At 64.4% G+C, this 18,825-nt stretch carries 18 protein-coding genes; 11 read left to right on the top strand and 7 right to left on the bottom strand.

Annotated elements, in window-relative coordinates; all coding sequences use genetic code 11:
- Nucleotides 1–20 precede the first annotated feature (20 nt).
- From VK98_RS19815 to VK98_RS19805, 3 genes are read left to right on the top strand one after another with little or no spacing between them, the layout of a single operon-like run.
- A complete protein-coding gene (locus VK98_RS19815) occupies nucleotides 21–917 on the top strand; it encodes a MoxR family ATPase (protein ID WP_048415678.1) in 897 nt (298 codons plus the stop codon).
- Nucleotides 901–1,869: a DUF58 domain-containing protein gene (locus VK98_RS19810; RefSeq protein ID WP_048415677.1), complete on the top strand. Its 969-nt coding sequence runs from the start codon at nucleotides 901–903 to the stop codon at nucleotides 1,867–1,869. Before VK98_RS19815 ends, VK98_RS19810 begins: the two co-directional genes overlap by 17 nt.
- Nucleotides 1,856–3,793 (top strand): DUF3488 and transglutaminase-like domain-containing protein, encoded by a 1,938-nt coding sequence (locus tag VK98_RS19805; RefSeq protein ID WP_048415676.1) that lies wholly within the window; start codon nucleotides 1,856–1,858, stop codon nucleotides 3,791–3,793. Before VK98_RS19810 ends, VK98_RS19805 begins: the two co-directional genes overlap by 14 nt.
- 49 nt (nucleotides 3,794–3,842) lie before the next feature.
- On the opposite strand, the gene rpoS is transcribed toward VK98_RS19805, so the two are convergent.
- The 5 genes from rpoS to nadA all read right to left on the bottom strand — a co-directional run bounded on the left by rpoS (nucleotide 3,843) and on the right by nadA (nucleotide 8,459).
- On the bottom strand, nucleotides 3,843–4,790 hold the full coding sequence (rpoS, locus tag VK98_RS19800) for an RNA polymerase sigma factor RpoS (RefSeq protein WP_019102885.1): 948 nt from the start codon (nucleotides 4,788–4,790) through the stop codon (nucleotides 3,843–3,845).
- A 49-nt stretch (nucleotides 4,791–4,839) separates the two neighbouring features.
- The gene (locus VK98_RS19795; RefSeq protein WP_231589329.1) at nucleotides 4,840–6,099 is read right to left on the bottom strand and encodes a peptidoglycan DD-metalloendopeptidase family protein; all 1,260 of its coding nucleotides are present in this window, start codon (nucleotides 6,097–6,099) and stop codon (nucleotides 4,840–4,842) included.
- Nucleotides 6,012–6,683 carry a protein-L-isoaspartate(D-aspartate) O-methyltransferase gene (locus tag VK98_RS19790; protein WP_043632250.1) on the bottom strand — a complete coding sequence of 224 codons (672 nt, stop codon included), beginning with the start codon at nucleotides 6,681–6,683 and terminating at the stop codon, nucleotides 6,012–6,014. The genes VK98_RS19795 and VK98_RS19790 overlap by 88 nt, the downstream gene beginning before the upstream one ends.
- On the bottom strand, nucleotides 6,665–7,411 hold the full coding sequence (gene surE, locus VK98_RS19785; RefSeq protein ID WP_048415674.1) for a 5'/3'-nucleotidase SurE: 747 nt from the start codon (nucleotides 7,409–7,411) through the stop codon (nucleotides 6,665–6,667). The genes VK98_RS19790 and surE overlap by 19 nt, the downstream gene beginning before the upstream one ends.
- Nucleotides 7,412–7,541: 130 nt before the next feature.
- Complete coding sequence (gene nadA, locus VK98_RS19780) at nucleotides 7,542–8,459, bottom strand: quinolinate synthase NadA (RefSeq protein WP_048415673.1); 918 nt, start codon at nucleotides 8,457–8,459, stop codon at nucleotides 7,542–7,544.
- A 188-nt stretch (nucleotides 8,460–8,647) separates the two neighbouring features.
- Here nadA and VK98_RS19775 point away from each other — a divergent pair, with 188 nt between their 5' ends.
- From VK98_RS19775 to xerD, 8 genes are all read left to right on the top strand, one after another.
- Nucleotides 8,648–9,658: a cation diffusion facilitator family transporter gene (locus tag VK98_RS19775; protein WP_048415715.1), complete on the top strand. Its 1,011-nt coding sequence runs from the start codon at nucleotides 8,648–8,650 to the stop codon at nucleotides 9,656–9,658.
- Nucleotides 9,655–12,330 (top strand): bifunctional acetate--CoA ligase family protein/GNAT family N-acetyltransferase, encoded by a 2,676-nt coding sequence (locus tag VK98_RS19770; RefSeq protein WP_048415672.1) that lies wholly within the window; start codon nucleotides 9,655–9,657, stop codon nucleotides 12,328–12,330. Before VK98_RS19775 ends, VK98_RS19770 begins: the two co-directional genes overlap by 4 nt.
- Nucleotides 12,331–12,437: 107 nt before the next feature.
- A complete protein-coding gene (rpsP, locus tag VK98_RS19765; RefSeq protein WP_019102878.1) occupies nucleotides 12,438–12,686 on the top strand; it encodes a 30S ribosomal protein S16 in 249 nt (82 codons plus the stop codon).
- A gap of 35 nt (nucleotides 12,687–12,721) precedes the next feature.
- Entirely contained in the window at nucleotides 12,722–13,228 is a 507-nt protein-coding gene (gene rimM / locus VK98_RS19760; RefSeq protein WP_048415671.1) for a ribosome maturation factor RimM, read from the top strand.
- Nucleotides 13,228–13,995, top strand: a complete 768-nt coding sequence (gene trmD, locus VK98_RS19755) for a tRNA (guanosine(37)-N1)-methyltransferase TrmD (protein WP_048415670.1) — start codon at nucleotides 13,228–13,230, stop codon at nucleotides 13,993–13,995. Before rimM ends, trmD begins: the two co-directional genes overlap by 1 nt.
- A gap of 3 nt (nucleotides 13,996–13,998) precedes the next feature.
- On the top strand, nucleotides 13,999–14,367 hold the full coding sequence (gene rplS / locus VK98_RS19750; RefSeq protein WP_048415669.1) for a 50S ribosomal protein L19: 369 nt from the start codon (nucleotides 13,999–14,001) through the stop codon (nucleotides 14,365–14,367).
- 91 nt (nucleotides 14,368–14,458) lie between these two features.
- Entirely contained in the window at nucleotides 14,459–14,926 is a 468-nt protein-coding gene (locus VK98_RS19745) for a methylated-DNA--[protein]-cysteine S-methyltransferase (protein WP_048415668.1), read from the top strand.
- A gap of 162 nt (nucleotides 14,927–15,088) precedes the next feature.
- The gene (gene xerD / locus VK98_RS19740; protein ID WP_369700248.1) at nucleotides 15,089–15,997 is read left to right on the top strand and encodes a site-specific tyrosine recombinase XerD; all 909 of its coding nucleotides are present in this window, start codon (nucleotides 15,089–15,091) and stop codon (nucleotides 15,995–15,997) included.
- 55 nt (nucleotides 15,998–16,052) lie between these two features.
- Here the strand turns inward: xerD and clpA are convergent, their stop codons facing one another.
- Nucleotides 16,053–18,329, bottom strand: coding sequence for an ATP-dependent Clp protease ATP-binding subunit ClpA (gene clpA / locus VK98_RS19735; RefSeq protein WP_048415667.1), 2,277 nt, complete (start codon nucleotides 18,327–18,329; stop codon nucleotides 16,053–16,055).
- A complete protein-coding gene (gene clpS, locus VK98_RS19730; protein ID WP_019101854.1) occupies nucleotides 18,329–18,637 on the bottom strand; it encodes an ATP-dependent Clp protease adapter ClpS in 309 nt (102 codons plus the stop codon). Before clpS ends, clpA begins: the two co-directional genes overlap by 1 nt.
- Between the last annotated feature and the right edge of the window lie 188 nt (nucleotides 18,638–18,825).

Raw genomic sequence — 18,825 nt, 5'->3', positions numbered from 1 at the left:
GTGCGCGTAAGCGGGTGCAAATGCAATCTCTCTCCATTGCGTATCGTCAACTGAATCAGCTGATCCTGGGCAAGCCGCAGGCGATTCGCCTGGCCTTGACCTGCTTGATCGCCCGAGGCCATTTGCTGATCGAGGACGTGCCCGGCGTGGGCAAGACCACGTTGGCCCATGGTCTGGCCGGCGTGCTGGGCCTGGAATATCGTCGGGTGCAGTTCACCAGCGATCTGCTGCCCTCGGACATCCTCGGCGTCAACATCTACCAGCGCGACTCTTCTTCCTTCCACTTTCATCAAGGCCCGGTGTTTTCGCAGGTGCTGCTGGCCGACGAGATCAACCGCGCCTCGCCCAAGGTTCAGTCCGCCTTGCTGGAGGCGATGGAGGAGCGCCAGGTTTCGGTGGACGGCGCCACCTATCCCTTGCCCGAGCCCTTCTTCGTCATCGCCACCCAGAACCCGGCGGAACAGGCCGGCACCTTCCCCTTGCCGGAGTCGCAGCAGGACCGTTTCCTGATGCGCATCTCGCTGGGCTATCCGCCGCGCGAGGCCGAGCTGGCCTTGCTGCAGGGCGAGGACCGTCGCCAGTTGCTGGCCAAGCTGGTGCCGGCCTTGCGTCCCGGCGAATTGATCGCGCTGCAGCGCCAGGCCGCGCAGCTGACGGTCAGCCCGGCCTTGGCCGGCTATGTGCTGGCCTTGGTCGAGGCCACGCGCCGGGACAGCCGCTTCGCCTCGGGGCTGAGCCCGCGCGCCGGCCTGGCGCTGGCGGCGGCGGCGCGCGCCTGGGCCTTGCTGGAAGGGCGCGATCACGTGCTGCCGGAGGACGTGAAGGCGGTCTTCCCCAGCGTGGCCGGCCATCGCCTGCTCGGCGGCAACGGCGGCGACGCCGCCAGCGGGCTGCTCGCCCATGTTCCCATTCCTTGACCCGCGCCGCCGGCTGCGGCGATGGATGCTGCGCCGCGCGACGCCCCAGCCGCATTGCCGGCTGGAGCAAAACCGCATTTATCTGCTGCCCACCCGCTTCGGCCTGACGCTGGGCCTGGTGGCGCTGGCGGTGTGGATAGGCGCCTTGAACTACGACGTCAGCCTGGCCTACGCGCTGTCGTTTTGGGTGGCCGGCTTGCTGCTGGTGGCGGTGCTGCTGGCTTACCGCCAGTTGGCCGGCCTGCAGTTGCGCGCGCTGGACGCGGAGCCTGTCTTCGCCGGCGACGCCGCGCGTTTCCGCGTGTTGCTGCGGCATGAGGACGACGGCGAGCGTCAACTGAGCCTGGCGCTGGAAGACGGCGCGGAAACCCGGATTGACCGCCTGCCCGGCGGGGAGGAGTTCGAGCTGCTGCTGAGCGTTTGCGGCAGCCGGCGCGGCTATATGGCCTTGCCGGCCTGTCAGGTCTGGAGCGAGGCGCCGTTCGGTCTGGTGCGCGCCAGCGCCTGGGTCAGGCTGACGGCCCAGGCGCTGTTGTTTCCCGCGCCCTTGCAGGACGGCCAGCGCGGCCGCAGCCTGGGCGGCGGCGATCAGCCCAGCGATCAGCCGGGCGAGGAAGAGGACTTCTCCCATCTGGACGCGTATCGCGTCGGGGATTCGCCGCGCCGCATCGCCTGGAAGGTGCTGGCGCGCCGCGGCGCGCTGGTCAGCAAGCAATTCGCCGGGGAAGGGCGCGCCGGCTTGCTGGCTTTGGACTGGCAGGATTACGGCCGCGGCGGCGACGTGGAGCTCAAGCTGTCGCGTTTGGCCTGGCGCGTCGAGCAGTGCGAGCGCCTGCGTCAGCCTTATGTGTTGAAGCTGCCGACACGCAGCGTGGGCCCGCAGCCGCAGCAGCGCTTGTTGGCGCTGACGGCCTTGGCCTTGTACCTGGAGCGCGGCGATGAGCGTTCCTGAGCGCGGCAGGACCTGGCCGGCGCTGGCGGCGGTGGCCTTGAGCGCCGCGCCGCTATGGCTGCATCTGCCGTTCTGGCTGGTCGCCCTGGCCTTCGCCTTGTTGCTGGGCAAGGCGGTCCTGGTCTGGCGGGGCCGGGCGCCTCCGGCCTTCTGGTGGTTGCTGCCGCCCTTGCTCCTGGCCGCCTGGCTGTGCTGGCGCACGCTCGGCACCCTGGTGGGGCGCGAGGGCGGCGTCGGCATTTTACTGCTGCTGCTGGGCTTCAAGGCGCAGGAGTGCGCGCAGCAGCGGGACTGGCGGGTGTTGATCGCGCTGGGGGTGTTTCTGGCGGCCATGCCCTTGCTGTTCGATCAGTCGCCGGCGGCGGCGGTCTGGCTGGCTTTGAGCCTGTTGGCGCTGACCGGCGCGATGGCGGCGCTGGAGGGCGCGCCGTGGCGCGGCAGCCTGCGTTCGGCCGCGTCGGCGCTGGCCCTGGCGCTGCCCTTGATGCTGGTCTTGTTCGTGGTCATGCCGCGCTTGTCCGGTCCGCTGTGGAGCATGCCCAGCGAACCGGGCAGACAGGCGGTCAGCGGCTTGGGCGACAGTCTGGAGCCGGGCAGCGTCAGCCAGCTGATTTTGAGCCGGGAGCCGGCTTTTTCCGTGGTGTTCCCGCAGCGCTCGCCGCCGCGGGCGCAGATGTACTGGCGGGTCTTGCTGCTGGACCGTTTCGACGGCAGCCGCTGGAGCGGCGGCGAGACGCGCGGCGCGGCTGCGGAGGGCGTCAGCGGCGGCGACACGGTGGAGTATGCGATCACGCTGGAGCCGGACAAGGGGCGTTTGCCGGCGCTGGATGTGCCGCAGCTGGGCGAGGACGCGTCGCGATTGCGATACGGCATGGTGCTGCGCGGAGACGGCAAGGACAGGAGGACTCAGCGGTTTTACGCCGTCAGCCGGCTCGGCGCGAGCTATCGGGCGGCTTTGTCCGACGCCGAGCGCGCGTTTTACCTGCGCTTGCCGCCCGGCAATCCCCGCGCGCGCGCCTGGGCGCGGGAGCTGGCGGCGCGCGGGGAGGGCGCTTTCGCGCAGGCCGCCTTGCAGGCCTTCCAAAGCCAGGGCTTTCGCTACACGCTGAATCCGCCGCTGCTGGACCGGCAAGACGAGATCGATCAATTCCTGTTTTCCAGCCGGCAAGGCTTTTGCGAGCATTACGCGTCGGCATTGGCGTTCCTGGCGCGGGCCGCGGGCATGCCGGCGCGGATTGTCGTTGGCTATCAGGGCGGCGAATACAATCCGGTGGGGCGTTTCTGGCAGGTGAAGTCGTCCGACGCGCACGCCTGGGTCGAGATCTGGCTGGCGGAGAGCCGGCAATGGCTGCGCGTCGATCCCACCGGCGCGGTGGCGCCGTTGCGGCTGGCGGACGGCGCGGAGCAAAGCGTGCCGGCCTTGAGGGAGCGCGGGGTGGCGGGTTTGCCGCCGGCCTGGCTGCGCGATTTGCGCCAGAACTGGCAGGCGGCGGGCTTCGCCTGGCAGCAATGGGTGGTGGGCTACGACGCCGCGCGGCAGCGGAACGTGTTTCAACGCTTGGGGCTGGGCGAGAGCGTGAGCGCGGCCAGCGTGTTGCGGGCTTTGTTGGTCGGCGTCTTGCTGGCGGCCCTGCCCTTGGCTTGGTGGTGGCGGCGGGGCCGCGGGCGAGAGGAGCCGCTGACGCGGGGCTGGAGGCTGCTGTTGGCCGAGCTGCGTCGGCGCCGGATCGAGGCGGGCCCATGCGACGGGCCGTTGGAGCTGTTGCGCCGCGCCAAGCCGGGGCTGGCGGAGGCGGAATACCGGCAGTTGAAGGCGCTGGTGCAGGATTACGTGGCTTTGCGCTATCGCGCGCGCGAGGTGGACGCCGCCCGGCAGCGGGACTGGCTGCGCCGCAGCCGCCGTTTCCGGCTGGCGCGCAAATGACGAAGCCCCCGGGGGACCGGGGGCTGCTGGCGGCCGACGCTGCCGCGGCTTACAACAGGAAGTCCTTGGAGATGCCCTTGCGGCGCAGGATGCGGCGCAACTGCTCCAGGCCCTCGATCTGGATCTGGCGCACGCGTTCGCGGGTCAGGCTCAGCGCGGCGGCCAACTCCTCCAGCGTGCAGATCTCGTAGCCGTTCAGACCGTAGCGGCGCTCGATCACCAGTTTCTGCTTCTCGTTCAACTGGCCCAGCCATTCGTGGACGAAGTGCTCCAACTGGCTGTTGTGCAACTGGATTTCCGGCTCGTCATGCTGCTCGTCCGGGATGGACTCGCCGATCGACAGCATCGGGTCGATGTCCAGCGGCGCGTCCAGCGAGGCCATGCGCTCGTTGAGGTTCATCACCTTGCGCACATCGTCCACCGGCTTGCCCACCAGGTGGGCGATTTCGTCCAGCGTCGGCTCGCGGCCGATCTGGCTTTCCAGGTGGCGCGAAGCGCGCAGATAGACGTTGAGTTCCTTGATCACGTGCACCGGCAGGCGGATGGTGCGAGATTGGTTCATGATGGCGCGTTCTATGCTCTGGCGTATCCACCAGGTGGCATAGGTGGAGAAGCGGAAGCCGCGCTCCGGATCGAACTTCTCCAGCGCGTGCATCAGACCGATATTGCCTTCCTCGATCAGATCCAGCAGCGCCAGGCCGCGGTTGATGTAATGCTTGGCGATGTTCACCACCAGCCGCAGATTGTGCTCGATCATCTTCTGCCGCGCTTCGAACTCTCCAGCCACCACGCGGCGGGCCAGAGCCAGTTCTTCCTGCGGCGTCAGCAGGGCGTTGTTGCCGATATCGTTGAGGTAGATTTGGGTGACGTCGGCAACTTCTTCGTATACCGGCTGCGCTTCGCCGACTTCCTCTGCCTCCACTTCGGCAACGGCTTCCTCATTGCTTTCCTCGTCGAGAATTTCTTGCTCTTCGAGAATGTCGAGTTCGCTACTCATGTTCTACCCCCGTCTCTTTCTGATCCTGGACGGGGGCCCCGGCCGCCCGTCAGGACTTATGGTCAAGGTACTGCATCGGATCCACCGGCTTGCCGAGGCGGCGGATTTCAAAGTGCAGTTTCACTTGGTCGGCGTCGGAATTGCCCATTTCGGCAATCTTCTGCCCTCGCTTGACAGACTGGCCCTCCTTTACGAGCAACTGACTATTGTGGGCGTAGGCCGACAGGAAGGATTTATTGTGCTTGATGATGATCAGCTTGCCGTAGCCACGCAGGCCGGTGCCGCTGTACACCACTTTGCCGTCTCCCGCCGCCAACACCGGCTGGCCGCTGCGGCCGCTGATGTCTATGCCCTTGCTGCTATCGGAATAGCCCCGGATCATCTTGCCTTCGGTCGGCCACAGCCACGGCACCGCGTCTTCGTCCGTTTTCGCCGCCGGCTTGCTGGCCTCGGGCTTGCTGGACGGCGTCGCCGCCGGGGCTTCGGCCTTGGCCGGAGCGCTTGCCGCCGCCGGCGCGCCGGCGGAGCTGATCGGAGCTTGAGCGTTTTTGTTGTTGCCCGGTCCTCCCTCGCTCTGGGCGGACAGGGTTTTTGCTGCTTCTGCGCTGTAAGGCAGTTTCAGGGCTTTGGGGTAGGCCTTGACACCGCCAGCTTGGACAGTTGCGCTTTCCACCGGCGCGCTTGGCTGGGCCGGCGCGGCGGCCGCCGTCGGCTGACCGGCGCTGGTCGCCGCGGGGACGTCGTCGCCGGGCGGGGTCAAGCGCAATACTTGTCCTACTTTGATATTGTTGTCCGGCAGGTTGTTCCAGGCCGCGACATCCTTGTATTTCAGGCCGTTGTTCAGAGAGATGCGGAACAGGTTCTCCCCCGGCTGAACCACATGGGTCTTTTCTTTTGTTGTTGCGCCCGCCGCCGAGGCGGAGCCTATCGGCGCGGCGGACACTCCTCCGTTATCCTGGTACGGCGTGGTCACCGCCGCACTGTTGCCGGTGGTCGCGACGGGCGCCGAAGGCGGCGCGCTGCGGGTGACTGCCGGCGTTGCGCTTTCCACGGGGGCCGGCTGCTGGGCGATGCTGCTGCATCCGCTCAGGGCGATGCCGATCGAGGCCGTGAATATATATGCATAGCTGCAATGCATTTTTAGCATACTTTTGTTTTTTATAGTCTGTTTAAGTGATTTGATAAATTGTCGGACAAAGAAACTGTTGTGTTTTTGCAGTTTTAACTGCGTCCGGCAAGCAAGGGTACGAACTTCACCGGGTCCAGCCGGCTTTTCTGCAGGCCTTGCGCGGTTTTCTCTATCAGCCACAAGTACTGTTCCTCTTCGCCTATCGGCATGATCATGCGGCCGCCGTCGTTGAGTTGTTCGACCAGGGCCTGGGGAATGTTGCGCGCGGCGGCGGTCATGATGATGCCGTCGAAGGGCGCGGCCTCGGCCAGGCCGAAATGGCCGTCGCCGTGAACCAGGCGGGCGTGCACCAGCTTGGCGGCGCGCAAATTGCGTCTGGCTTTGTCAAGAATGGCGCCCAAGCGTTCAATGGAGTAGACCTCGGCTCCGGTCTTCAGCAGCACCGCTGTCTGGTAGCCGCAGCCGGTGCCGATCTCCAGCACCTTGCCCGGTTTCTTGCCATTCAACAGGATTTCCGTCATCCGCGCCACGGTGAAGGGCTGGGAGATGGTCTGGCCGTGTCCTATGGGCAGGGACACGTCGTCATAGGCGCGGGTGGCCAGCGCCTGGTCCACAAACAGATGACGCGGCACGTCCGACATCGCGGTCAGCACGCGCTCGTCGGCCACGCCGTTCTGGCGCAGGCGCTCGACCATGCGGCGTCGGGTGCGGTCGGAAAGCATGCCGTAGGCCGGCTGGCCCGGCGTCAGCTGTGGTGTAGCCATGTCTTGATTCCGTCTAGTTGGCCGTAGGCGGTTAAATCCAGCATCAGCGGCGTCACTGAAATGTCGTTGTTGGCCAGCGCGCCGAAGTCCGTGCCCGCGCCGGCGTCCTGCACATTGCCGACCGGTCCTACCCAGTATATCGTCTCGCCGCGCGGATTCTGAGACTTGATCACCGGCTGCGCGCAGTGGCGGCGGCCCAGGCGGGTAACGGTCAACTGGCCCAGCGCTTCCGGAGCGATGTCGGGCACGTTGACGTTGAGCAGCACCGGCTCGCGGAAGGGGTTGCGCTTGCAGCGTTCCACCAGTTGATCGACGACCAGGCCGGCGCTGGCGAAGTGCTGGCCGCTATAGCCGGCCAGCGACACCGCGATGGAGGGGATGCCCAGCATGAAGCCTTCGGTGGCGGCGGCCACGGTGCCGGAGTACAAGGTGTCGTCGCCCATATTGGGGCCGTGGTTGATGCCGCTGAACACCATGTCCGGCTTGAAGTCCAGCATGCCGGTCACGGCGAGGTGCACGCAGTCGGTGGGGGTGCCGTTGACGTAGTGGAAGCCGTTGGCGGCCTTGCGCACGGTCAGGGGGCGGTCCAGGGTCAGGGAGTTGCTGGCGCCGCTGCGGTCCCGCTCCGGCGCGACAACGACGACTTCGCCGTGGCGGGACAGGGTTTGCGCCAGCATGGCCAGTCCGGGAGCGAAATAACCGTCGTCGTTGCTGATGAGAAACTTCATGCTGTCTTTCTATTGTTCTTGCCGGCAAAGGTGGCCCGGCTGATTGTATCGCTCCAACGATGACGCGGAAAAGTCCGGCGTGGAAGAGGGACAAACAAAACCCGCCGGTGGGCGGGTTGGGGCAGGCGGTTCAGGCGTAATAACGCTGGCTGAATTCCAGCATGCGCTCGATCGGCAGCCGCGCCGCGTCCATCTGTTCCCGGCTCAGGTAGTCGATGTGCAAGCCCACGCCCTGCTGGGCGCGCTTGACCGCTTCTATGGTGTTCATCTTCATGTACGGACAGGAGTTGCACTGGCAGCCGGCGTAGATCGGCGCCTGGCGCAGATCCAGGTCCGGACGGGCCAGGCCCATGTTGTAGAGGATGCCGTCTTCGGTGGCGACGAAGATCACCGCGTCGGGGCTGCCGGAGAATTGCTTGACCCAGTTGAGCATGCCGGAGGTGGAGCCGACGTAGTCGGCCTTCTTCAGCACCGGCAGCGGGCTTTCCGGGTGGGCGATCAGGTATTTCTCCGCACCGGCGACCGCGAAGGCTTCGTCCAGCGCCGCCTCGTTGAATTTGTCGTGCACTTCGCACACCGCCGACCACAGCGGCATGTCGTAGCCGTACTGGTAGTTGAGGTAGCCGCCCATATTGCGGTCCGGCGAGAAGATCACTTTTTTGCCTTCGGCGTACAGGTGGGCAATGATGTCGTCGACATTGCGGCTGGTGACGATCCAGTCGGACAGCGCTTTGTGCTCGGCGCTGGAGTTGATGTAGGACACGTGCACGTGGTCCGGATGCTGCTTGCGCCATTTGGCCAGCGCGGCGACGTCGGTCTGGGTGACCAGCGAACAGGTGGAACCGGCGTCGGGCAGAATCACTTCCGCCTGCGGGTTGAGGATTTTCGCGGTTTCCGCCATGAAGCGCACGCCGGCGAAAACGATGATGTCGGCATTGGCTTCCTTGGCGTACAAAGAAAGCTCCAGGCTGTCGCCAACCTTGTCGGCCATTTGCTGGATTTCAGGCTGGGTGTAGTAATGGGCAAGCGTGACGACGCGTTTCGTCATGATGGATCGACTCCCGCCGCCATCCGACCTCTGTTGGTGCAAGGGCGCGTGGCGACTTTGTGCGGTGCAGTAAAGAGCTATTGCTAAACAGCAAAGATTAACAATATTGTAGTGTCCGCGCCAGTCCATTCTCGTTAGGCGCTTGCGGCGGAGCGGGACGCGATGGACTCGGCTTGCCGGAGGTCAAGATGACGTCAAGATTCAGTCTGCATGATGATGGCTCGGCGGGCGGCGAGCATGACGACGAGCACGATTACAATCATCCGCATCGCCACCCCCATGGCGGAGTGACGGGCGCGGCGGCGCGGGCCGCCAGCATGCGCGCCTTGCGCTGGGTGGCGCTGCTGACGATAGGCTTCGCCTGCGTGGAGGCGGTGGGCGGCTGGGCGACGGGCTCGCTGGCGCTGTTGTCCGACGCCGGCCACATGCTGACCGATTCCATGTCGCTGCTGCTGGCCTTGTGGGTGGCGCATATCGGCCGCCGTCCGGCGGACGAGTCGCATTCTTTCGGCCATGGCCGCGCGGAAGTGATAGGCGCCTTTCTGAACAGCTTGTTCATGTTTGGGGTCATCGTCTTCATCGCGGTGGAGGCGGTGCGGCGTTTGCTGGAGCCGCAAGCGGTCAACGGCCTGGGCGTGATGGGCATCGCGACGGCGGGTTTGCTGGTGAACGTGCTGGCCGTGTGGATTCTGAGCCGCGGCGCGCACAGCCTGAACAGCAAGGCGGCGCTGCTGCACGTGATGGGGGATTTGCTGGGCTCGCTGGCGGCGATCGCTTCCGGGGCCATCGTGTTTTGGACCGGCTGGACGCCGGCGGACCCGATCTTGTCCATGCTGGTGGCTTGCCTGATCCTGTCGTCGACTTGGCGGCTGCTGCGCAAATCGCTGGCGGTGTTGATGGAGGAGGTGCCGGCGGAGCTGGACTTCAACCGCATCGGTCGCGCCCTGGGCGGCATCGCCGGGGTCAGGTCGGTGCATGATCTGCATATCTGGACCATGGCCGCGGACCGCGTGGCCTTGTCCGCGCATTTGCAGCTGGGCGCGCCGCAGGATTGGCCGCGCATCCTGGCGGCCTGCCAGCGCATGTTGTCGCGCGAGTTCGGCATCGATCATGTGACTTTGCAGCCGGAGTGGCCGTTGCCGCCGCCGGCGGGGAAAACCGTGCCGGTTACCATTATTTCCGAGGATAAGCATCAATGAGGCCGCATTACCTGACTCCGTTGTTTTCGCCGCGCAGCGTCGCCGTGATAGGCGCCAGCGACACGCCGGGCTCGATCGGGCAAGCGGTGTTCGCCAATCTGCTGGCGGGCAACTTCCAGGGCAAGCTGTTTCCGGTCAACCTCAATCACAAGGTGGTGGCCGGGGTACCGGCGGTGGCCTCGGTGCGCCAGATCAGCGAGTCCGTGGACCTAGCGGTGGTGGTGACCGCCACCCGCACCTTGCCGGCGATCATGAAGGACTGCGGCAAGAAGGGCATCAAGGCGGTGCTGCTGGCCAAGGAGTTCGCCGACAGCGAGCAGCTGGAGCGGGAGATCATCAACGAGACGCTGTCGATCAGCCGCCATTTCGGCATCCGCATCCTCGGCCCCAACGTGCTGGGCCTGATGCGGCCGGTGGCCGGCTTCAACGCCAGCAACTACACCAGCAAGGTGAGGCCGGGCAATCTGGCGCTGGTGTCGCAGTCGTCTGCGCTGTGCACGGCGATGCTGGACTGGGCGGACAGCAAGGGCATAGGCTTTTCCAGCGTGATTTCGGTGGGCAACGCGCTGGACGTCGGCTTCGGCGAAATTCTGGATTACCTGGTGGCGGACAACTTCACCCAGGGCATTCTGTTGCATGTCCACCACATCCACGACGCGCGCCGCTTCATGTCGGCGCTGCGCGCCGCGGCGCGCACCAAGCCGGTGGTGGTGATCAAGTCCGGCCGCTACGAAGACGCGGTGACCGGCGTTACGCACTCAAGCAATCTGGTGGAAAGCGGCGACGTGTTCGACGCCGCGCTGGCGCGCGCCGGCGTGTTGCGGGTGGACACCATCGCCCAGTTGTTCACCGCGGCCAAGGTGCTGGCCGCCAATTACCGGGTGGGCGGCAAGCGGCTGGCCATCGTCACCAACGGCATCGGCCCCGGCGTGCTGGCCGCCGACAGCGCCTATTCCAACCGGGTGGAGCTGGCCAAGCTGTCCGAGCCCACGCTGGAGTTGCTGAATGGCGTGTTGCCGCGCAACTGGTCGCGCGGCAATCCGCTGGACATCATCGGCGACGCCAGCCCATCGCGTTTTCGCACCGCGGTGAAGGCCTGTCTGGACGACCCGAACGTGGACGGCGTGATGGTGGTCTTCACGCCGCAGGCCGGCACCGATCACCTGACCACCGCGCAGCTGATGATAGGTTTGCAGCGAGAGTCCAGCAAACCGCTGTTCCTGTCCTGGCTGGGCGACGCCAAGGTATCGGAAAGCCGCGAACTGTTTTCCAAGGCCAAGTGCGCGCATTTCCGCGCGCCGGAGTACGGCATCGAGGTGTTCCGCAATCTGGCGGCCTACCAGCGCAACCAGCAATTGCTGCTGCAGACGCCGGGGCCGCTGGAGGGCAAGCGCGCGGATCCGGACGTGGCCAAGGCGCGCAAGGTGATCGCCTCGGCCTTGAAGGAGGGCCGCGACATCCTGTCCGAGCGCGAATCCAAGGAGGTGCTGGCCGCCTTCCACATCCCGGTCAACCCCACCCGGCTGGCGCGAACCGCCAACGAGGCGGTCAAGCAGGCCGACAAGATAGGCTACCCGGTGGTGTTGAAGATCGATTCGCCGGACATCATTTATAAGTCCGACGTCGGCGGCGTGGAACTGAACATCAGCAACGAGGCGACGCTGCGCGAAGCCTTCGACGCCATCATCGGCCGCACCCGGCAGGCGCGGCCGGAGGCGCGCATAGACGGGGTGTCGGTGCAGCCTATGCGCAAGCGCCGTTTCGCTCGCGAAGTGATGGTGGGCGTCACCCACGACGAGGCCTTCGGGCCGGTGATCACCTTCGGCGCAGGCGGCATCGCGGTGGAGGTGATGCACGACCGCGCGCTGTCGCTGCCGCCGCTCAACGGCTATCTGGTGGCCAGCATGATCCGCCATACCCGCATCGGCCAATTGCTGGGCGCGTTCAAGAACCTGCCGGCGGTGGATCAGGACGAGCTGGAGGACGTGTTGCTGCATGTGTCGGAAATGGTGTGCGAGCTGCCCGAGCTGCGCGAGATGGACATCAATCCGCTGGTGGCCGACGAGCAGGGGGTGATCGCGCTGGACGCCCGCATCATCGTCCGGCCGCGGCGGCCGGATTTGAAGCGCTACGGCCATATGGCGATCATGCCTTACCCCAGCCACATGGTGGTGTGCGCCAAGCTGAACGACGGCACCAATGTGATGGTGCGGCCGGTGCGGCCGGAAGACGCGGACATGCAACAGGAGTTCGTGCGCAATCTGTCCGAGGAAAGCCGCTACAACCGCTACCTGTCCAGCATCAAGCAATTGTCGCAAAGCATGTTGGTGCGTTTCACCCAGCTGGATTACGACCGCGAAATGGCGCTGGCGATGACGCGTGAGCACAAGGACGGCGAGGAAATGCTGGCGGTGGCGCGCTTCATCACCGATCCGGACAACGAAGGCTGCGAGTTCGCGCTGGAGGTGGCCGACCGCTGGCAAGGCAAGGGCATAGGCTATCTTTTGATGAGCGCCTTGTTCGACGCGGCGCGGGAGCAGGGCCTGAAAGTGATGCGCGGCGAGGTGCTGGCCGGCAACAAGGGCATGCTGAAACTGATGCACAAGTTGGGCTTTTCCGTTGAGCCCCACCCGGAAGACCGGGCCCTGACCATGGTGTCCAAGAGCTTGTAACGACGGGCTTGACAGCCGTCTTGCATTAAGCGCTTGCAAGATAAGGGAAAACTGACCTAAAATCGTGGGCTTTTCTACATACCGTATTTATTCAAGGACAATCGACAATGGTAGTGATTCGTCTGGCACGTGGCGGCGCCAAGAACCGTCCGTTCTACAACATCGTGGTGACCGATTCCCGTAACCGTCGTGACGGTCGCTTCATCGAGCGCGTTGGCTTCTACAACCCGGTTGCCAACGAGAAGCAAGAGCGCGTTCGTTTCACCATGGACCGCCTGAACCACTGGGTAGGCGTTGGCGCTCAAGTTTCCGACGCCGTTGCCAAGCTGCTGAAAGAGCAGAAGGCCGCTGCCTAAGCGTTCGTTGACACATCAACTGACGGACTAGGCGCATGCGCAGCGAAGATCTCGTAGTGATGGGGTTTGTGCGTGGCGCCTTTGGTGTCAAGGGCTGGGTGAAAGTCCAGGCCGACACCGAATACGCTGACGGTCTGTTCGACTACCCGGTCTGGTGGCTGGGCAAGGAGAACGACTGGAAGCCGTACACATTTGAAAACGGCGCTCTCCAGCCCAAGGCGCTTGCCGCCAAGCTGGAAGGCGTGGAAGACCGCGACGCGGCCGAAGCCTTGCGCGGCATGCAGATCGCCGTGCCGCGCGCAGAGTTGCCGGCCGCCGAGGAAGGCGAATACTACTGGGCCGATCTGATCGGTCTGGAGGTCGTCAATCAGCAAGGCGAAGTGCTGGGCAAAGTCAGCGAATTGATGGAAACCGGCGCGCATGATCTGTTGGTGGTGCAGGGCGCGGACAGTCAGCGCATGATTCCCTTCGTGGATCAGTATGTGCTGGAAGTCCAGCTTGCCGAAGGCAAGATCCAGGTGGACTGGGGTCTGGACTACTGATGCAGATCGACGCGGTAACGCTGTTTCCGGAGATGTTCGATTCCATCGCCCGCTTTGGCGTCAGCCAGCGGGCGCTTGATTTGGGCATTTGGGGTTTTCAGGCCTGGAATCCTCGCGATTTCACGCATGACAACTATCGTCGGGTGGACGACCGGCCTTATGGCGGCGGCCCCGGCATGGTGATGCAGATCGAGCCCCTGGCGCAGTCGATCGCGGCGGCCAGGGCGAGGCAGGCGCAAGCCGGAGCCGAGCGCAGCCATGTGATTTATCTTTCGCCGCAAGGCCGTCCGCTGACGCACGCGAAAGCGGCGGAGCTGTCGCAACGAGCGGGCCTGATCCTGCTGTGCGGCCGCTACGAGGGCGTGGACGAGAGGTTGATCCAGCGCGAGGTCGACGAGGAAATCTCCATCGGCGACTACGTGCTGTCCGGCGGCGAGCTGCCGGCCATGGTGTTGATGGACGCGGTGGTGCGTTTGCTGCCCGGCGTCCTGAACGACGCGCAGTCGGCTTACGAAGATTCATTTGTGGACGGGCTTCTTGATTGTCCGCACTATACCCGACCCGAAGACTATCAGGGCATGCGGGTGCCGGACGTGTTGTTGTCCGGTAATCATGCGCTGATCGCTAAATGGCGGCTGAAACAGGCTCTGGGCAGGACGATGCAACGTCGCCCGGATTTGCTGCAAGGCCGTATTTTGACAAAACAGGAATCTCGGCTGCTGGCGGAGTACCAGCAGGAACAAGATCTCCAGAAAAACCAGGAGTAAATCATGGATCTGATCCAGAAACTCGAGCAAGAAGAAATCGCCCGCCTGGGCAAAACCCTGCCGGAATTCGCCCCGGGCGACACCATCGTCGTTCAGGTGAAGGTTAAGGAAGGCAACCGCGAACGTCTGCAGGCTTACGAAGGCGTGGTTATCGCCAAGAAAAACGCTGGCCTGAACAGCGCTTTCACCGTGCGCAAGATGTCCGCCGGCGAAGGCGTAGAGCGTACTTTCCAAACCTACTCCCCGCTGGTGGCTGCTGTTGAAGTGAAGCGCCGCGGCGACGTGCGTCGCGCCAAGCTGTACTACCTGCGCGGCCGTACCGGCAAATCCGCACGCATCAAGGAAAAACTGCCGGCTCGCAAGCAAGGCTAAGCCTTGTCGAGTCAGGCTTAGGCTTGATGACGGTTCAAAGCGCAAGGCGATGCCTTGCGCTTTTTTATTATCGGGACGCCGGAGGCGGACAATGGAATACAGCGCGGTGATCGATGCGCCGTTCGGGCAGCTGGGCATGCTGTGTCTCGACGGCGCGCTGGTGAATCTGGAGTTCCTGGCCGCACGGCGGGCCCTCAGGCCGCCGGCGCCGCGCAGCCTGGAGCAGGAGGTGGCGGAACAGCTGCGCGCTTATTTCCTCGATCCGCGCTTCGGCTTCAGCCTGCCTTATCGTCTGCTGGGCAGCGAGCACCAGCTGCGCGTCTGGCGCGAGATAGAACGGATTCCCTGCGGGAGGATGACGCGCTATCAGGATATCGCCACGGCGCTGGGCTCGTCGGCGCGGGCGGTGGGCAATGCCTGCGGCCGCAATCCGGTGCCCATCATCGTGCCTTGCCACCGCGTGGTGGCCCGCCGCAGCCTGGGCGGTTTCAACCGCTCATTGGGCCGGGAAACCGTGGATATCAAGCAGTGGCTGCTGGCGCATGAGTTCGGCTGCTGATTCGCGCCGATGCGCGCGCAAGGCGGCCGTTCCGCGCTTTTGACGCGTCGGCCGGGCCGACGAGGGAATGTTTTGCCGGCGAGGCGGACAAAGACTGAAGATTATTCAGTATGGGTGCGCCGCGCGGGCGGCGGCCTGACCGGCTATCAGCGGACGACGACAATGGATGCGAGCAGCGAAGAGATGAAGGCGGCCGAAGAGGCCATCGACGCGTTTTTGGACCAGCTATGGTTGAGCGACGGCTTGTCCAAGAACACCCTGGCCGCGTATCGGCGCGATCTGGGCAAGCTGGCCGCGCGTCTGGGCGACGACGGCGTGGGTTTGACGGAGGCCGGCCCGGAGCAGTTGGAGCAGGCGCTGTTGCTGGGGGTGGACCGCGAGAAGCCGGCGACCCGGGCGCGCATGGTGTCGGCGATGAAGCGCTTCTATCAATACCTGGCGCAGTCGGGCGTGCGCGGCGACGATCCCTGCGCGCGGCTGCGCGCGCCCAAGCAGGGGCCGCGCCTGCCCAAATCCCTGTCCGAGCGGCATGTGGAAGCCTTGCTGGAAGCGCCGGACGTGGGCACGCCGCTGGGCCTGCGCGACCGGGCGATGCTGGAGCTGCTCTACGCCAGCGGCTTGCGGGTGTCGGAGCTGGTGGGCCTGAGCTTGCAGCAGGTGAACCTGCTGGACGGCCTGGTCAAGACCATGGGCAAGGGCAATAAGGAAAGGCTGGTGCCCTTGGGCGAACTGGCGCAGGAGTGGCTGCAGCGCTATCTGGCCGAGGCGAGGCCGCTCTTGCTGGCGGGGGCGGTCTGCGATACGGTGTTCGTGACCCAGCGCAAGGCGGGCATGACGCGGCAAATGGCCTGGCATCTGATCTCGCAGTACGCCAAGCGGCAGGGCTTGCCGGCGGTGAGCCCGCATGTGCTGCGCCACGCCTTCGCCACCCATCTGGTCAACCACGGCGCCGATTTGCGCGTGGTGCAGCTGTTGCTGGGGCATTCGGACATCTCCACCACCCAGATCTACACCCATGTGGCGCGCGAGCGCTTGAAGCAGTTGCACGCCAAGCATCATCCGCGTGGTTGAGAGATGAAAAGAAAAACGCCCGCGTCAGCGGGCGTTGCGTATTGCGGAAGCAGGATCAGGCCGGTTCGGGCGTCAGCGCCTGGTGGTCGAACTGCAGTTCCACCTTGTCGTCCACCACGGTGACGGTGACCTCGCCGCCGGTGACCAGGCGGCCGAACAGCAACTCGTCGGCTAGCGCCTTGCGCAGCGTGTCCTGGATCAGACGCGCCATCGGGCGGGCGCCCATCAGCGGATCGAAGCCGTTCTTCGCCAGGTAGCGGCGCAGCTCGTCGGTGAAGTGGATGTCCACCCGCTTCTCCGCCAACTGCTGTTCCAGCTGCATCAGGAACTTGTCCACCACTTGCAGGATGATCTGCTCGTCCAGCATCTTGAACGGGATGATGGCGTCCAGGCGGTTGCGGAACTCCGGGCTGAACTGCTTCTTGATGTCGCCCATCTCGTCGCCGGCCGCCTTGGTCTGGGTGAAGCCCAGCGTCGGCTTGGACAAGGACTCCGCGCCCGCGTTGGTGGTCATGATGATCACCACGTTGCGGAAGTCCGCCTTGCGGCCGTTGTTGTCGGTCAGCGTGCCGTGGTCCATCACCTGCAGCAGCACGTTGTAGATGTCCGGATGCGCTTTTTCGATCTCATCCAGCAACACCACCGCGTACGGATGCTTGTTGACCGCCTCGGTCAGCTGGCCGCCCTGTTCGAAGCCGACGTAGCCCGGAGGCGCGCCGATCAGCCGCGACACCGCGTGGCGCTCCATGTATTCGGACATGTCGAAGCGGATCAGCTCCACGCCCAGGATGTAGGCCAGCTGGCGCGCCACCTCGGTCTTGCCGACGCCGGTGGGGCCGGAGAACAGGAAGGACCCGATCGGCTTTTGCGGATTGCCCAGGCCGGAACGCGTCATCTTGATGGCGCTGGCCAGCCCCTCGATGGCTTTCTCCTGGCCGAACACCACGTTTTTCAGATCGCGCTCCAGGTTCTTCAGCACGTTCTTGTCGTCGGACGACACGGTCTTGGGCGGAATGCGCGCGATCTTGGCGACGATGTCCTCGATCTCGGTCTTGTTGATCACCTTCTTCTGCTTGGACTTGGGCAGAATCTTCTGCGCGGCGCCGGCCTCGTCGATCACGTCGATGGCCTTGTCCGGCAGGTGGCGGTCGTTGATGAAGCGCGCCGACAGCTCCGCCGCGGTGGACAGCGCGGATTGGGTGTACTTGACGCCGTGGTGGGCCTCGAAGCGCGATTTCAGCCCCTTGAGGATTTCCACGGTCTGTTCCACCGTCGGCTCGTTGACGTCGATCTTCTGGAAACGACGCGACAGCGCGTTGTCTTTTTCGAAGATACTGCGGTATTCGTTGTAGGTGGTCGCCCCGATACAGCGCAGGCTGCCGTTGGACAGCGCCGGCTTCAGCAGGTTGGACGCGTCCAGCGTGCCGCCGGAGGCCGCGCCGGCGCCGATCAAGGTGTGGATCTCGTCGATGAACAGGATGGCGTTGCTGTCATCGGTCAATTGCTTGATCACCGCCTTCAGCCGCTGTTCGAAATCTCCGCGGTATTTGGTGCCGGCCAGCAGCGCGCCCATGTCCAGCGCGTAGACGGTGGACTTGGCCAGTATCTCCGGCACTTCGCCGTTGACGATGCGGCGCGCCAGGCCTTCGGCGATGGCGGTCTTGCCCACGCCGGCTTCGCCCACCAAGAGCGGGTTGTTCTTGCGGCGGCGGCACAGAATCTGCACGGTGCGCTCAAGCTCGGCCTCGCGGCCGATCAGCGGGTCTATCCTGCCGTCGCGCGCCTGTTGGTTGAGGTTCTGCGTGTAGTTTTCCAGCGCTCCGCCCGGACCGGAGGCCTGCTCCTCGCTCTCCGCTTCGCCGCTGTTGTCGCGGGGCTCCTGCGGCGGCTGCTGCGAGCGCTGCTTGGTGATCCCGTGCGAAATGAAATTCACCACGTCCAGCCGAGAAATGCCTTGCTGGTGCAGATAGTACACCGCGTGGGAATCCTTCTCGCCGAAGATGGCCACCAGGATGTTAGCCCCGGTCACCTCCTTCTTGCCGGAGGACTGCACGTGCAGGATCGCGCGCTGTATCACGCGCTGGAAGCCGAGTGTGGGTTGAGTTTCCACCTCCGCCTCTCCTGGCACGGTGGGGGTGTGCTCATCGATGAAATCTCCCAGCTGTTTTTTCAGCTGGTCGATATTGGCTCCACATGCGCGCAGTACTTCGGCGGCCGACGGGTTGTCGGTCATCGCGAGTAACAGATGCTCCACGCTGATGAACTCGTGGCGCTTGCGCCTTGCGTCCATGAACGCCATGTGCAGGCTTACTTCAAGCTCCTGGGCAATCATCAGTTTTCCTCCATAACGCACTGGAGCGGATGCTGGTGCGCTTTCGCATATTGCAACACCTGCTCGACCTTTGTTGCAGCCACGTCTTTGGTATAAACGCCACACACGCCGTGACCTTGCGTGTGGACTTGCAGCATGATGTGAGTGGCCTTTTCGCGGTTCATGTAGAAGAACTGCTGGAGGACCTGGATCACAAAATCCATCGGGGTAAAATCATCGTTCAATAACAAGACCTTATACATCGGGGGTGGGTTTTCCCTAACCCGGGACGCCTCTTGTATGGCATCGTCCTTGAACTGCGTAGACATGTCGGCTTTCGTGGAATCTGCGTCTTACTTCAATTTGGGTTCCCCAAGAGTTTTTTTCAAGGGGACTGGCACTTTTCCTCTACGACTTGACGATGGGCGGCGGGTTGCGTAGAAATGCAGCTGGTGCTTGGCTTAACTGTTTGGCATTTTTTTGCGCTAGGCAAGCCAGACAACTCTTATTAAGCTCT

Origin of the sequence: Chromobacterium sp. LK11, from assembly GCF_001043705.1 — a bacterium.
Classification (GTDB): Bacteria; Pseudomonadota; Gammaproteobacteria; order Burkholderiales; family Chromobacteriaceae; genus Chromobacterium; species Chromobacterium alkanivorans.
This window is presented reverse-complemented; position numbering and strand designations above follow the sequence as displayed.